The following is a 15,116-nucleotide window of genomic DNA, read 5'->3' as shown; positions in this document are numbered from 1 at the left end:
CGTATTGCTGCTCAGCACGTAGTTGCCGGCATCGTCGCCGCTCAGCGCCAGGTTCGTCACACTCACGGCCTTGCCGCTGCCCGCGTTCCTGTTGCCAAAGGCGGCGTTGCCGCTCACGCTCAAGGCGTCGCCAACGATGCGGTCGTCGCCAAAGTTCACCTGCGCGCCCGTCGTGCCGTCATACGTCTTGTTGACGCCGTTGACGCTCACGTTCAAGGCGCGCGCCGCGATGTCGGCCGTGGTGCTGCCCGCATTGCTGCTCAGCACGTAGTTGCCGGCATCGTCGCCGCTCAGCGCCAGGTTCGTCACACGCACGGCCTTGCCGCTGCCCGCGTTCCTGTTGCCAAAGGCGGCGTTGCCGCTCACGCTCACCGCGTCGCCAACGATGCGGTCGTCGCCAAAGTTCACCTGCGCGGCCGTCGTGCCGTCATACGTCTTGTTGACGCCGTTGACGCTCACGTTCAAGGTGCGCGCCGCGATGTCGGCCGTGGTGCTGCCCGCATTTCCATTGAGCACGTAGTTGCCCGCATCGGCGCCCGTCAGGTGGCCCGTCGCCACCTGGTAATCGACCACTTTGCCAGTGCCTGCATTCTTGTCGCGGAAGCTGCCCAGCAAACCGGCCATGCCGACCTGGTCGCCCGCCACCAGACCTTCGAAGTAGCCGTTCAGGGCCGCCTGCAAGCCGCCGTCGTAGACGCGGCTTTGCGCGCCCGTGACGCCATAGTTCAGGACGCGCGCCGTGATGGCCGCCGTGCCGTCCGCCGTCGTCGCGGCCAGGCTGTAGTTGCCCAGCTCATTGCCGCTCAGGACCAGGCCGCTGGCGTGCACGGCCTTGCTGCCGCCCACATTCTTGTCGAGGAAGGCGGCGCTGCCGCCGATGCTGATGCTGTCACCCGTCACCACATTGCCCAGCACGAAACTGGCGCCGTCGTAGCCCAGCGTGCCGTCATAGATCTTGCCATTGCCGCCGATGCTCACCGTCAGCGCGCGCGGCGTGATGGCGAAGGTCGTCGTGCCGCCCAAGGTGATGTCGTACTTGGTCGACCACAGACCCGTCGCGGCGTAGCTGCCCACATTGCGCGCATTGCTACCGTAGCCGAGGCTGCCATTCACGCCCGTATCGCCGTCGATCAATCCCACATAGCCGATCGAACCGAGGAAGGCGGCCAGCTGGCCATCGTACACCTTGCCCGTGGCGTTGCCCGAGAGGTTCACTTGCAGCGGCTTCAGGAAAGCCTTCAGCATCGGCGTCGTGTAGCCGTCGTAGATGCGCCACACGCTGCTGAAATTGTAGTCGTTGAAACTGCCTTGCTGCCGCATCTGCGCCGTGCTGCGGCCGCTGGCGCCGCCGCCATCGGTCTGCACCAGCGAGGTGTCAGAATTGAAAAAGCCATAGCTGAACGGGGAACCGGCGGACACGCGGCCGGCCACCGCGCCCGCGGACGCATAGCCGTCGCCAGTCACGGCGCCGCTGCTGAAGACATGGCTGACGCTGCCCGTGCTTTCACCGACCAGCCCGCCCATGTTTTCCCAGGCCAGGATGGCATCGGCAGTGCCGGCCCGGCCCACGGCGCCGCTGGCATACGCGTCATCGATGCTGCCGCCGTTCAGGCCCACCAGGCCGCCGATGCTGCGCGCGCCACTGACGTTGCCGGTGGCATAGGATAGGCTCAGCGCGCCCTGGTTGTTGCCGACCAGGCCGCCGATCATCTCGCGCGCGCCCGTCACCACGCCGGTGGCGTACGAGGTCGCGATGCTGGCGCCGGACGCGTTCACGCCCGCCAGGCCGCCGATGGCGCCGCCGCCATCGGCATTCACGCCGGTGACGGCGCCGCTGCTGGCCGACAGCGTGATGGCGCCGCCATTGCTGCCCACCAGGCCGCCGACATTGCGCTGGCCGCTGACGGCCATGCTGCTGTTCACGTTGTCGATCGTGCCGCTGACGACCTCGCCCGCCAGCGCGCCCACGTTGGCCGTGCCGGCGACGCTGCCGCCGCTCAGGGTGAGGTTGCGCAAGCTGCCGCCCTGCACGCTGCCGAACAGGCCTGCCGCCGAGCCTGGCGCCAGGCTGCGGTCGATTTTCAAATTACTGAGCGTAAATCCGCCGCCATCGAAGACGCCGGAAAAACCGCTGCCGCCGCCGGCGATCGGCACAAAACCCTGGCCATCGTTCCAGTTTACGGTGCCGCTGGCGTCGATATTGCCGGCCAGGCGGTAGTTGTTGCCGAGACCCAGGCTGGCGATGCCTTGCAAGCCATAGATATCGGCCAGCAGATAGGGGGTCGCGCCACCGTCGCCGCCGGCCACGCGCAGGAAGCTGGCGCCGCTGCCGATGCTAAAGCCGCGGGCGCTGAATCCTGGCAGGGCCGCGCCGTTTTGCACCCAGATGCCGCCGTCGAGCACAAAGCTGCCGTCCACCGCCACGGCAGCCGTGGCCGTGATGACGGAACCTGAATTGAGGTGCAGATCTCCGGTCCTGGCGAGCGCAGCCGATATCCGCATGCCGCCCATGTTCGTGCCGTCGCCGATGGTCAGCGACGAGGCCGAGATGCCGGCCAGTTCAACGGTGTTCAAACTCAGGGCCGTACCCGATTTGGTGCCCAGGTCGATGCTGCGCGCACTGCTCAGGGGCTTGATGATGACGTTCGCGCCGCCGGCCGAGCCACCGAAGTTGACCTTGCCGTTAATGCCGATATTATCTGCCTGCAAGGTCACCGTCTGGCCGGCGATGCCGCTGCCCAGCAACTGATCGCCGCTACCGGTCAGGTCGATAGCACCGCCCTGGAAATTGCTGATCAGGCTCAGATGGCCGCTGCCGACGTCGACCACGCCGGCGCCCCCCACGCTGGCGCCGGAAAGATAAACGCTACCGCCATTGCTGGTGATCGGCGCGGCCAGATTCACATGCGAGCCAATCGCCCCGACGCTGCCGCTGCTGGCGTCATTGGCCAATAATCTGACGGCTCCGCCATTGGTGGTGATGGAGGCGTTGACGTTGATCGTTTCGCCCGCCTGCGCCGTCAGGCCCACGCCTTGCTGCGTGACGTTGATGGCGCTGTTGAAGTTGATGCGATGCGTTGCCTGCAAGGTGACGTTGCTGCCGGCACCAGAAATCAGGTCGGCGCCGAGATTGGTGTTGCCGGTGGACGGCGCGTCGGCGAACTGGTCGACGTCGCTCAGTTCGCCGCCGGAACCTGCGACCACGGTGATATCGTAAGGATCGAGCAGCCAGTTGCCGCGCTTGCCATGCGCCGCGCCGGTATTGACGCGGATGCCGTCGACGGCCAGGGAATGGCCGGACGTTTCCACGAAGCCGCCATCGCCGCCTTGCGCGCCGCCGCGTGCGGAAAGGCTGCCATGCACCTGCGCCGACTCGTTGCCCCAGGCGATGATCTTGCCGCCGTTGCCATTGCCGATGGCATCGGCGGTGACGCTGGCGTCCTTGCCGACCAGCACTTGCCGCGCATTCTGCACGGCCGCGTTCTTGCCCTGGTAGTCACCGCCCAGCAAGACCGTGCCGCCGCCCGTGGCGCCGCTGGCGTCGATTGCCGCGTTGCCCAGCAAGCCCACCTGTTCGCCCAGCACCTGGATGTCGCCCCCCTTGCCGGCCGCGCCCGTGGCGCTGGTGACGCTGCCCGCTTCGAGCAGCGCCTTGCCGCTGGCCTTGAGCACGATCCTGCCGTTCTCGCCGACGACGGCGCTGTTCGCGTTGAGCACGCCGCGCTGGCCGACCAGCGCGCCGGCCATGCCGATGCCGCCGCCCTGGGCGATGATCTGCCCCAGGTTCAGCGCCTGATCGCTTGGCGCCGACACCAGCACGCGCAATTGCGGATTGCCGGGGTCGGCCAGCTGCACGCTGCGCCCGGCCGCCAGGATCACTTCGCCGTTCGGCGCCGTGATGAGGCCCGTGTTTTCCACGTTGGGCGCGATCAGCAGCACTTGCCCGCCCTTGCCCGCGTTGATCGTGCCCGCATTGGCGACGCCGCCGGCGATGGCGCCGGCCGTGAACTGGCGCTTGCCGGACAGGAAATCCTCGTTCGACAGGCCCAGGCTCGATGCCACCAGGCCATTCACGTTCACCGTCGCGCCCTGGCCGAAGACGATGCCGTTCGGGTTGATCAGGAAGACCTTGCCGTTCGATTCCAGGCTGCCGAGGATCTTGCTGGGGTCTTGCCCGGTGATGCGGTTGAGCACGGCGCTATTGCCGTTTTGCTGGATGAAGCGCGTGATCTCGCCCGCATGGATGGAAAAGCTCTGCCAGTTGATGATGGTGTTGGGCGTGTTCGTGATCGAGAAGACGTTGCCCTGCTGGTTGAACGTCGCCTGTCCGTTGACCACCTGCGGCAAGGCGGGGTTGGCTTGCGCCGCGCCGAAGCAGCCGGCCAGCAGCAGCGCCAGCGCCGTGCGGCGCAGGGGCGGCGCAAACGGTGACGAAAAGGGTGGCGTCAGGACGAAAACGGAGGCGTGCGGGACGTGGTTGGGCATGGTGTTCATCCTGATGCTAGTAGGCCAAGGCGAGGCGGAAATGCAGGCGGTTGGCGCCCCGCTGTCCCGTGTCGCCGCCATTGACGACATGGGCGTAATCGAGTTGCAGATTGGCGTAGCGGCTCAGCAGCAAACGCAGGCCGAGGCCGCCGCTGGCTATGCCTTGCGACGCGCTTTCGCCAGGCAGCGCATGGTTGCGGCGCAGCCAGGCCGTGTCATAGAAAGCCAGCGCGCGGCATTGGTAGCCGAGCGCCTGGCCGCACCAGTTCGGCGTGTACAGTTCCAGGTTCAGGTTGACGCCCGAATCATTGGCCACTTCGCGCTCGGCGAAGCCGCGCACGGACGCCGCGCCGCCGGCGCCGAACTGCTCGCCCGGCACCAGCGCGTCCGGCGTGACTTGCGCGTTGACAAGCGCGCGCCATTGCCAGTCGCCGGCCAGCACGCGCCCCGAGCTGGCGCTCAGGCGCACCGTGTTCCAGGCCGCCTTGGCATGCGCGCGCACGCGGTCGAAATCGGCTTGCGCGCCATGTTTGCCGCCAGGGATGTTATGCGCGAAGGTGAGCGCCACGCTGGTCTCGCCCGTGGGCAAGGTCCAGTTGCCGATGTAGCTGACGCTGAGCGGATGCACGGTGACGTCCGCGCCCAGTTCCATGCCGAACAATTGCACACTGTTGCGGTAAGCCTTGTAGTCGATGCCGTACACGAGCTTGGGTTCGAAATCGTCGCCGCGGGCAAAGTTCTGGTTGTAACGGATGCCGGCCATGCTGCCTTGACCGCTGACGGCCAGGTCGAAAATGCCGGCCGAGACGCTACCCGAATCGACGTTCGAATAGCTGGCGAAAAAATCCATCGAGTCGCCCAGCGCATACAGCGGCAAGTGGTAGCCGGCGCCATACACGCCCACCTTGTCCGGCTTTTCCAGGCTGCTCGTGTATTGCAGGCTGGCCACGTGGTCGCGGCCGAACAGGTTGGCATGCTGCAGCACCACGCCCACGTGCGTCTTGCCCGTTTGCGCATTGCCCGTATTGTCCACATTGAGCATGGCCTTCCACGGCTTGTCATCGGCCACCGTGACGATGGCGTCGATGGCACCCGCCTTGGCGCCGGCCGGCTCGTCGGCCTGCAGGCGCACTTCGATCTTGCGCGCCGGGTTTTCATTGGCCAGCTTCAGGCTTTGCGACAGGGCCGGCAGGTTTGGCGTCTCGCCTTCGCGCAGCGACGGCAGGGCGCGCCGCACGTTGGCCTCGTCAACGTGGAGGTTGCCGCTGATGACAAGCTTACCCAGCGGCGTTTGCAGCACGCGCAGGCGCACCACGCCCCGTTCCAGTTCCTGCTCGGGCAGTTGCACCTGCACGGCGCCGTAGCCGCGCGCGCGGTAAGCCCCTTCCAGCGCCTCGACGGCGCGGGCAATGTCGGAAAAGTCGCGCTGTGCACCCGTAAAAGGCGCCAGCAAGGCTTGCACCTGCGCGGACGTGAGCAGGGTATTGCCCTCGACGTCGAAGCGGCGGATCTCGAAGCGCGGCACGCCGTCCTCCTGCGTGGCAGGAGCGGCATCATCCATGGAAACAGCGGCGCCGGCGGCGCCGACGGCGAACAGCAGCGCGGAACCCGCAAGCAGGTGCACCAAACGATATGTCATGTGAAGGATTTCTTGTGTAACCGGACAAGCGCGCCGCCCGCGGGCGCCAGCGTGTCCGGCAATGGATTGAAGACAAATTTTAGACGGCTTTTAGTTTCCAGTCAGAAATTTCTAACGTTTTCCCCTGATTTTTATCGCAACGCAGCATACATCGTGCCTACATCGATCAAGGATGATTTATTTAATAACATTATTCTGCTCACCCACTATTTATTTGCCATCCAGTATGGTCACGCCATCCCAGTCGGGCGCGGGCGGCGCGCGGCGGTAATCGTCCACGCGCGCCGCATACAGCCGGTACAGGCCGTCGTCGGGAAAATCCGCCTGCAATTGCCCGATCAGGGCGGCGGCGGCGGGCCAGTCGCGCGCGCGCAGCCGGGCCAGCGCCGCATGCCAGCGTTCCAGCTGCGCCAGCTCGGCGGCGGCGGCGCCGGCCAGCAGGCAACGCGGCTCGAAGATGGCCACCGCCTCCCGCTTGCCCTGCACCCTGACCCGGTCCAGCTCGCGGTACAGGAATTCGGCGGCCGCCAGGCGCGTGGCCTCACCCACCACGATGCCCACGCCATAGCGCTTGCTGGCCCCTTCCAGGCGCGCGGCCAGGTTGACGCTGTCGCCCATGACGGTATAGGCGCGGCGGATGCGCGAGCCCATGTCGCCCACATGCATGGGCCCCGTATTGATGCCGATGCCGATGCGCAGCGGCGGCCAGCCGCGCGCACAGAAGCGCTGGTTCAGCCGCTGCGCGCTGGCCTGCATCAGCAGGGCGCTGGCCACGGCGCGGCTGGCATGGTCGGCAAAGGCGACGGGCGCGCCCCAGAACGCCATCACGGCGTCGCCGATGTATTTGTCCAGGGTGCCGCCATGGCTGTCGCGGATATCTTCCGACATGGCCGTCAGGTATGCATTGATGTATTCGCGCAGCGCGGCCGGCGCCAGCTGCTCGGAGATGGCCGTGAAACCGCGCACGTCGGCAAACAGCACCGTCAGTTCGCGGTTCTCGCCCTCCATGGTGTAGCGGCGCGGATCGTCGGCCATCTCGGCCACCAGCTCGGGCGCCACATACTCGCCGAAGCGCGCCACCAGCGCGCGCCCCTTGCGCACCTCGAAAAAATAGCCCCACGCCAGGTTGACGACGAACAGCGCGACGATCAGCAACAGCAGCACGGCGGCGCCCAGCACCAGGTCGTGCGCGGCGTACAGATACAGATTGATGGCGATGGCGGCCGCCAGCGCACCCACGGTGGCCAGCATCACGCCGGCCGGCGGCAGCACGGCCAGGGCGCCGGCCAGCAGCAGGCCAAACAGCACGATCTGCGCCAGTTCGAGCGCCAGCGCGTAGTCGGGCCGCACCTTGAAGCGGCCATCGAGCATGGACTTGATCAGATTGGCGTGCACCTCCACCCCAGGGTATTCCGCATTCACGGGCGTGGCGCGGATATCGTTCAAGCCGGGCGCCGTGGTGCCCACCAGCACGAGGGCCCCCTTCAGCAGCGCGGGCGGCACCGTGCCGGCCAGCACGTCGGACGCCGACACATAGCGGAAGGCGCCGCCATCGGGGCCGCCCGCGCCGCGATACTGCACCGTGGTGGTCAAGGCTTCACCGACGGGTATCGCCAGCGCGCCGCGCGGCGTGAACAGCATCAGGTGATCGAGGCCGCCGTTGGCCAGTTCGCGCGCCGACAGGGTGTCGGCCGTGCCCGTGAAGCGGGGAGCGATGGCGCGCGCCTGCAGGTAGACGACGACGGTGGCCAGCGACAGCGACGGATAATAGCCGTCGCCGATGCGCGTAAGCAGGGTCGAGGAACGCACGACGCCGTCGGCATCGGTCAGCGCCGTGAAGATGCCGGCGCCCTGCGCGGCCGCCTGCAGGGGCGCGATGTTGGCTTCGTAGCCGCGCGCCACGTAGGCCGTGACGCTGCGTCCGTTCAAATCGGCGACGGTGAAGGCGGGCCTGGGCAGCACGCCCTTCCTTTGCTGCTCCGACACGCTGTAACCGAGCACCACGGGCTGGCCGCGCATGGCCTCGGCGAACAGGCCGTCGTAGTCCATGGCCGGGCGCAGTTTTTCCAGCTGCGCCGGCAGGCCGGCCACGCCCGCCAGTTCGCCGCGCGCCAGTCCTTGCAGCACGGCGTAGCCGGAGCTGGTGTCCGCTTCGGGAAACGAGATATCGAAGCCCAGCGCGGCCACGCCGTAATGGCCCGTCAGCTGGCGCACCAGGCGCGCCTGGATGTCGCGGCTCCAGGGAAAGCGGCCCACCTTCGCCAGGCTGTGCTCGTCGATGTCGACGATGACGATGCGGCGGTCGAGCTGCGGCGCATCAAGACGCATGCGCCAGTCGCCCAGCATGGAATCCAGGCGCGCGATGGTGTCGTTGCCAGCCACGCACAGGAGGGCGGCCGCCAAGGTCAGCAGTATGCCCAGCAGCGACCGCGCCCCATGCTTGCGCAGGGCCAGCGGCAGCGTCAAGGGGTATAGCCCGGAATGGCCGCCTCGTCGACGGCATCGATCTGGCTCGGATGCAAATGCTTTTCAGCGAAGGTCAGATAGACTTTGCTGCGAATGAACACGTCGAACAGCTCCGGGTCGATGTGCCCGTTCAGGCTGAAATTGCCGAGGATGCGCAGGGATTCGGACAGCGGCTTGCCCTTTTTGTAGGGACGGTCGCGCGCCGTCAGTGCCTCGAAAATGTCGGCGATGGCCATCAGCCGCGCCGGCACCGACATCTGCTCTTTCGTCAGCCCGCGCGGATAGCCCTTGCCATCCATGCGCTCGTGGTGGCCGCCCGCGTATTCCGGTACTTTTTGCAGGTGCTTGGGCCACGGCAGCGCTTCGAGCATGCGGATAGACACGCTGATATGGTTGTTGACGATGGCCCGCTCGGCCGCCGTCAGAGTACCGGCGCGGATGGTCAGGTTTTCCGTCTCGTCGGCGTCGAGGAAATCGCGCAGTTCGCCGTCGGCCGCGCGCCAGCGGCGCCGGGCGATCTGCCGCACGCGTTCCTGGTCGGCCTGCGCCATGCTTTCGCCGCCGATGTTGACGCGCCGGATGAAGTCGCGCTCGTCGCGCAGCGCCGCCTGCTCCAGCGCCAGCGCGCGGCCGATGGCATCCTTCTGCCGCGGCTGCGCCGCCTGCTGGCGCAGGGCCGCGATCTCGGCGTCGCGCAGCAGCACTTCGTAGCGCGTGTCGATCAGGGCGATGCGGTCGAAAATGGTTTCCAGCTTGGTGGCCTTGTCGACCACGTGCACGGGCGTGGTGATCTTGCCGCAGTCGTGCAGCAGCCCGGCCAGCCACAGTTGCTTGCGTTCATTGTCGCTGAGGCGGAAATCGGCCAGCGGCCCCGTTTGCGTGGCGTGCGCGGCGTCGGCCAGCAGCATCGTCAGCTCGGGCACGAACTGGCAGTGGCGCCCCGTGTAGGGCGACTTTTCATCGATGCCGATATTGATCAGGGTAACGAGCGATTCGAGCAGCTCTTCCAGCTGCGCAATGAGCAATTGATTCGTCAGCGCCACGCCGGCCTGCGCGGCCAGCGCCTCGATGAAGCGCTGGTCGGTGGAGGAAAAGGCGCGCACCTGGCCCGTCTCGCCATCCTTGGCATTGACCAGCTGCAGCACGCCGATCAGCTCACCCTCGTGGTCGCTCATGGGCACCGTCAGGATCGATTGCGTGTGGTAGCCGTGGTGGCGGTCGAACTCGCGCATGCCGGAAAAATTGAAGCCCTCGTCGCGGTACACGTCGGCGATATTCACGCTGCGGCGCAGGTTCGCCGCATACGCGGCCACCGAGGTCAGGTTGGGCTGACCCGCGCCATCGAACAGGGGCACGCCCGGCAAGCCCACGTCGGCGCCCTGCGCGATGCCCAGGCTGTCGTTGACGCTGATGTCGAACGCCAGCTGGCGGCCCTCAAGCGCGGGCCGGTACAGGGTCGCGCCATCGGCGCCGCTCATGCTTTTTGCGAGCAGCACGATGCGCTGCAACAAGGCGCCGATATCGTGCCCCTCACCGCCCTGGCCGTGGCCAAGCGCGACACTGAGTTCGGTCAATTGCTCCAGTCTGTGGGCGATTTTCTCAGGGTGCAACTGAGGCATGTTGGCGGCAATCAGGTAATGGGCAAGCAAAAAAGGGGAAGTCGGCAAGCGCCAGTGTAACGGCGCCCCTGCGCACTGTACATTACTTAGTTACAACAAAATGAAATAACTTGCCGTATCACAACACGCATAAATGTTGCCGCCAATCTCATTAATTAGAATAGAATCAACAATAATTACACAGTAACAAGGTACTGAATGAAATTCACGTTCAGGGGCGTGCGCGGCTCCATCCCCTCTCCCGGCCCGCGCACGGCGCGCTATGGCGGCAACACCACCTGCATCGAAGTGCGCACCGACAACGATAGCCTGATCATTCTCGATGCGGGCAGCGGCATCTTTGCGCTGGCGCAGCAACTGCCGCCGGGCGAGCCCGTCGACGCGCACGTCTTCATCACGCACAGCCACTGGGACCATATCCACGGCCTGCCCATGTTCTCGCCCCTGTTCGTGGCCGGCAACCGCATGCGCCTGCACGGCGCGCACGACGCGGCCGCCGGTCGCGGGATCGAGCACGTGATGGCGGTGCAGCTGCAAAACAGCTATTTTCCCGTCAGCGAAGCGGCCATGGCGGCCAGCATCGAGTACCGCACCCTGGCGCCCGGCGACACCGTCGAGGTGGGTGGCGCGCGCGTGCGCGGCGCGGAGATGAACCACCCGGTCGTCAACCTCGGCTACCGCATCGACTGCGGCGGCGCCGCGCTGTTTTTCAGCGGCGACCATGAACCGTTCTACAATCTGCATGCACCCGGCCATGCCGAACACGCGGCCTGCGCGTCGCACAACGCGCAGCGCCAGGCCGGCATCGACGCGCTGGTCGCCGGCGTCGACGCGCTGATCATGGATTGCTCCTACACGCGCGAGGAATACCCGGGCAAGCAGGGCTGGGGCCACGGCACCTTCGACGCCGCCTTCGACCTGGCCCTGCGCTGCGGCGCGCGGCGCCTGTACTGCACCCACCACGAACCGACCCGCAGCGACGAACAGCTCGAAGCCGTCTTTGCCGACGTGATGGGCCGCTACGCGAGCCGTCTGAACGGCCTGCAGGTGTTCCTCGCGTACGAGGGACTGACGGTGGAACTGGCCGGCGCATAAAAAAAAGGAACCTTGCGGTTCCTTTTTTTGAATGTGCCCAATTGGCCCAAGGCCGCCTTACATGATGTGGTGGCCAATCCACCAGGCGACTGCCGCAACGAACGCAGAGGCAGGAATCGTGAAGATCCAGGCCCAGACGATATTGCCCGCCACGCCCCAGCGCACGGCCGACATCTTTTGCGACGAGCCGACGCCGACGATGGCGCCCGTGATGGTGTGCGTGGTCGACACGGGAATGCCCAGCGCCGTCGAGACGAACAGGGTGATCGCGCCGCCCGTTTCGGCGCAGAAGCCGCCGACCGGTTTGAGCTTGGTGATCTTCTGGCCCATGGTCTTGACGATACGCCAGCCGCCGAACAGGGTGCCGAAGCTGATGGCCGTGTAGCACGAGATGATGACCCACATCGGCGGCATCTGGTCGTTCGTGCTCGAGTAGCCGGCGGCGATCAGCAGCATCCAGATGATGCCGATGGTTTTTTGCGCATCGTTGCCGCCGTGGCCCAGGCTGTAGGCGGCCGCCGAGGCCAGTTGCAGGCGGCGGAACCACTTGTCGACCTTGCGCGGCGTCGAACGCACGAAGATCCACGACACGATGAGCATCATGATGGACCCGAACACAAAGCCCAGCACGGGGGCGATGACGATGAAGGCCACGGTTTTCCACAGACCGGCCGCGACCAGGGCGCCCGTGCCGGACTTGGCCACGGCCGCGCCCACCAGGCCGCCGATCAGCGCGTGCGAGGACGACGAGGGAATGCCGTAGTACCAGGTAAACAAATTCCAGAAGATGGCGCCCATCAGCGCGCCGAAGATCACGTACTGGTCGATCACCGCCGGGTCGATGGTGCCCTTGCCCACCGTGGCGGCCACGGTCAGCTGGTGGAACACGAAGATGGCGACGAAGTTGAACGTGGCGGCCATGGCAACCGCGGTCTGCGGTTTCAATACGCCCGTCGAGACCACCGTGGCGATCGCGTTGGCGGCATCGTGGAAGCCGTTCATGAAGTCAAACAGCAGCGCGAGGACGATCAACAGGCCTAGCACGTAGATGCTGATTTGTATGGTCATTGTAGTTTCTTTTCTGATTCTGGTTCAGGACAGGCCCAACGCTTACGCGTTTTCGACGATGATGCCTTCGATAATATTGGACACGTCTTCGCAACGGTCGGTCACGGTTTCCAGAATTTCGTAGATCGCTTTCAGCTTGATCAGGTTGCGCACGTCCGGTTCGTCGCGGAACAGCTTGGACATGGCGGCGCGCATCACGTGGTCGGCGTCCGATTCCAGGCGGTCGATCTCTTCGCAGATGGCGACGATCTTGCGCGAGTTGTCCATGTTGTGCAGCATGGCGACGGCGTCGCGCACTTTTTCGGTACAGGCCAGCACCAGTTCGGCCAGGCGCTTGGCTTCCGGCGTGACGGCTTTCAGGTCGTACAGCGAGACGGTTTGCGCCGCATCTTCCAGCAGGTCGAGGATGTCGTCCTGGCGCGTGATCAGCTGATGGATGTCGTCGCGGTCGATCGGCGTGATGAAGGTCTTGTGCAGCATTTCCACGGTGGCGTAGGTGACTTTGTCCGCCTGTTTCTCGATGCTTTCGATCGCATGTACGCGGTTTTCCAGGTCGTCGAAATTGGTCATCAGGCCGAGCATCTCTTTGGCGCCCTTGACGCACAATTCCGCGTGCTGGTTAAACAATTCAAAAAACTTGCCCTCAGTGGGCATCAAGCGTCCAAACATGTCATTCTCCGTTAAGCATTGAGTCGTGTTATTTACTACAGAAAGCCGCCCCGTTGTCGGGGGCGGCCGATGGAATTGCCAGTGCTGCTGAGTCTTAGTCGCCTTGGTAAAGCGCCAGGCCACCACTGTAATTGCCAAATTTGGTGTACTGCCCCATGAAGGTGAGGCGGATGCTGCCGATTGGACCGTTACGTTGTTTGCCGATGATGATTTCGGCCGTTCCCTTGTCCGGCGAGTCGGGGTTATACACCTCGTCGCGGTAAATGAACAGGATCACGTCGGCATCCTGCTCGATAGCGCCCGATTCGCGCAAGTCGGACATGACAGGACGCTTGTTCGGGCGTTGTTCCAGCGAGCGGTTCAGCTGGGACAGCGCGATCACGGGGCAACCGAGTTCTTTCGCCAGGCCTTTCAAGCCCCGCGAAATCTCGGAAATCTCCGTGGCGCGGTTGTCGCCCGGGGTATTGGCCGACATCAGCTGCAAGTAGTCGACGATGATCAGGCCCAGCTTGCCGCATTGACGCGACAAACGGCGCGAGCGGGCGCGCAATTCGATGGAATTGAGCGCCGGCGTTTCATCGATGTACAACTGCGCGTCGTTCATCTTCTGGATCGCATTCGTCAGGCGCGGCCAGTCTTCGTCGTTCAGGCGGCCCGTGCGCAGGCGGTGCTGGTCGAGCTGTCCGACCGAGCCCAGCATACGCATGGCCAGCTGGGCGCCGCCCATCTCCATCGAGAACACGGCCACGGGCAAGCCGCTGTCGATGGCCACGTTCTCGCCGATGTTGACGGAAAACGCCGTCTTGCCCATCGAGGGACGCCCCGCCACGATCACCAGGTCGCCCGGCTGCAGACCGGAGGTCATGCGGTCGAGGTCGATGAAACCGGTGGGCACGCCCGTGATTTCACTCTGGTTGTCGCGGCTGTACAGTTCGTCGATGCGCTCGACCACCTGCGTCAGCAGGGGCTGGATGGCGGTCCAGCCCTGGGCGCCGCGCGCGCCTTCTTCGGCGATGGCGAAGATCTTCGATTCGGCCTCGTCAAGCATCTGCTTGACTTCCTTGCCTTGCGGGCTGAAGGCCGTGCCGGAGATATCGTCGGCGACGGTGATGAGTTTACGCAGCACGCCGCGGTCGCGCACGATCTCGGCATAGCGCCGGATGTTCGCGGCCGATGGCGTGTTTTGCGCCATGGCGTTCAGGTAAGCGAGTCCGCCCACATCCTCGGCCTTGCCGAGCTGGGTCAGGGTTTCAAAAACAGTAATGACATCGGCTGGCTTGGAAGCGTTAACCATCTTGACGATTTGCTCGAAGATGATGCGATGGTCATAGCGATAGAAATCCTCCGCATGCATGAAGTCGGCGATGCGGTCATATGCGGCATTGTCGCGCAGCAGACCACCGATGACGGATTGTTCTGCTTCGATCGAATGCGGCGGAATACGGAGGGAATCCAGTTGCGGATCAGAGGGGGCGTTCATGGCGCGAATTATACCCGCTTCGGCGTGCCGGCAAAAATAAAGGGCTGAAATTGAGCGAAAAAAAGGCCACAAAAAAGCCGGGCGAACCCGGCTTTTCATCGTGCGGCAGCGCTTGCGGGCCAGGCCCGCAGACGATTACGCGTTCGCGTCTGGAACGACAGCGATCACCACTTCCACGACCACGTCGGTGTGCAGAGCAACCGAAACGTTGTGCTCGCCAACGATCTTCAGCGGGCCGGTAGGCATGCGGATTTGTGCTTTTTCAACAGCAAAACCTTGCTTGGTCAGCGCTTCAGCGATGTCGAAGTTGGTGACGGAACCGAACAGACGGCCATCGACGCCAGCTTTTTGAGCGACTTGAACGGTCAGGCCGCTCAGTTTTTCGCCCTGGGCTTGCGATGCGGCCAGTTTGGCGGCAGCAGCTTTTTCCAGTTCGGCGCGCTTGACTTCGAATTCAGCCACAGCGGTTGCCGTGGCACGACGTGCCAGGCGTTGCGGGATCAGGAAGTTACGTGCGTAACCGTCCTTGACTTTGACGACTTCGCCGAGGTTGCCGACGTTTACAACTTTTTCTAACAGAATGATTTGCATAGTT

Annotated in this window: 9 protein-coding genes; 1 reads left to right on the top strand and 8 read right to left on the bottom strand. The window is 64.8% G+C overall.

What is annotated here, in order from left to right:
* From J0O65_RS26695 to J0O65_RS26680, 4 genes are all read right to left on the bottom strand, one after another.
* Nucleotides 1-4,485, bottom strand: a 4,485-nt coding sequence (locus J0O65_RS26695) for a beta strand repeat-containing protein (RefSeq protein ID WP_215410126.1), incomplete at its 3' end; no start/stop codon positions are given.
* A 16-nt stretch (nucleotides 4,486-4,501) separates the two neighbouring features.
* Nucleotides 4,502-6,124 (bottom strand): ShlB/FhaC/HecB family hemolysin secretion/activation protein, encoded by a 1,623-nt coding sequence (locus tag J0O65_RS26690; RefSeq protein ID WP_215410125.1) that lies wholly within the window; start codon nucleotides 6,122-6,124, stop codon nucleotides 4,502-4,504.
* A gap of 210 nt (nucleotides 6,125-6,334) precedes the next feature.
* Complete coding sequence (locus J0O65_RS26685) at nucleotides 6,335-8,590, bottom strand: CHASE2 domain-containing protein (RefSeq protein WP_251374010.1); 2,256 nt, start codon at nucleotides 8,588-8,590, stop codon at nucleotides 6,335-6,337.
* Nucleotides 8,587-10,209 (bottom strand): GAF and HD-GYP domain-containing protein, encoded by a 1,623-nt coding sequence (locus J0O65_RS26680; protein ID WP_215410124.1) that lies wholly within the window; start codon nucleotides 10,207-10,209, stop codon nucleotides 8,587-8,589. The genes J0O65_RS26685 and J0O65_RS26680 overlap by 4 nt, the downstream gene beginning before the upstream one ends.
* Nucleotides 10,210-10,407: 198 nt before the next feature.
* Between J0O65_RS26680 and J0O65_RS26675 the strand changes: the two genes are divergently transcribed.
* Nucleotides 10,408-11,304, top strand: a complete 897-nt coding sequence (locus tag J0O65_RS26675) for an MBL fold metallo-hydrolase (RefSeq protein WP_215410123.1) — start codon at nucleotides 10,408-10,410, stop codon at nucleotides 11,302-11,304.
* Between the two features lie 57 nt (nucleotides 11,305-11,361).
* On the opposite strand, the gene J0O65_RS26670 is transcribed toward J0O65_RS26675, so the two are convergent.
* The 4 genes from J0O65_RS26670 to rplI form a co-directional block, all read right to left on the bottom strand.
* Nucleotides 11,362-12,372 carry an inorganic phosphate transporter gene (locus J0O65_RS26670; RefSeq protein ID WP_215410122.1) on the bottom strand — a complete coding sequence of 337 codons (1,011 nt, stop codon included), beginning with the start codon at nucleotides 12,370-12,372 and terminating at the stop codon, nucleotides 11,362-11,364.
* A 42-nt stretch (nucleotides 12,373-12,414) separates the two neighbouring features.
* Nucleotides 12,415-13,041 (bottom strand): DUF47 domain-containing protein, encoded by a 627-nt coding sequence (locus J0O65_RS26665; protein WP_010400015.1) that lies wholly within the window; start codon nucleotides 13,039-13,041, stop codon nucleotides 12,415-12,417.
* A gap of 94 nt (nucleotides 13,042-13,135) precedes the next feature.
* Complete coding sequence (locus J0O65_RS26660) at nucleotides 13,136-14,521, bottom strand: replicative DNA helicase (RefSeq protein WP_071322553.1); 1,386 nt, start codon at nucleotides 14,519-14,521, stop codon at nucleotides 13,136-13,138.
* Between the two features lie 135 nt (nucleotides 14,522-14,656).
* Nucleotides 14,657-15,112 carry a 50S ribosomal protein L9 gene (gene rplI, locus J0O65_RS26655; RefSeq protein WP_034783456.1) on the bottom strand — a complete coding sequence of 152 codons (456 nt, stop codon included), beginning with the start codon at nucleotides 15,110-15,112 and terminating at the stop codon, nucleotides 14,657-14,659.
* Nucleotides 15,113-15,116 lie beyond the last annotated feature (4 nt).

This window comes from Janthinobacterium sp. JC611 (assembly GCF_018682595.1).
In the GTDB taxonomy this organism is placed as follows: Bacteria; Pseudomonadota; Gammaproteobacteria; order Burkholderiales; family Burkholderiaceae_D; genus Janthinobacterium.
Note: the sequence above shows the minus strand (reverse complement) of the source record. Positions and strands in the feature narration are given on the sequence as shown.